General features: G+C 47.0%; 1 protein-coding gene. It reads left to right on the top strand.

Annotated features, from left to right (window positions below; genetic code table 11):
• On the top strand, positions 1 to 385 hold a 385-nt coding region (gene rplB / locus UF06_RS07040; RefSeq protein ID WP_045569807.1), incomplete at both ends, for a 50S ribosomal protein L2.

The following is a 385-nucleotide window of genomic DNA, read 5'->3' as shown; positions in this document are numbered from 1 at the left end:
TCACTACCGTGTAATTGACTTCAAACGTACTAAAGACGGTATCCCAGCGACAGTTGAGCGTCTAGAATACGATCCAAACCGTAGCGCAAACATTGCTCTAGTTCTTTACAAAGACGGTGAGCGTCGCTACATCCTAGCACCTAAAGGTGTTGTAGCTGGTGATGTTATTCAGTCTGGTGTTGATGCACCAATCAAAGCTGGTAACACTCTACCAATGCGTAACATCCCAGTAGGTTCAACTGTACACAATGTTGAACTTAAACCTGGTAAAGGTGGTCAGCTAGCTCGTTCGGCTGGTGCTTACGCTCAAATCGTTGCTCGCGACGGTGCGTACGTAACTATCCGTCTACGTTCTGGCGAAATGCGCAAAGTTCTTTCTGAAGGC

This window comes from Vibrio sp. S234-5 (assembly GCF_000960595.1).
Taxonomy (GTDB): domain Bacteria; phylum Pseudomonadota; class Gammaproteobacteria; order Enterobacterales; family Vibrionaceae; genus Vibrio.
The sequence above is the reverse complement of the archived record's forward strand: the minus strand, read 5'-3'. Positions and strand labels throughout refer to the sequence as shown.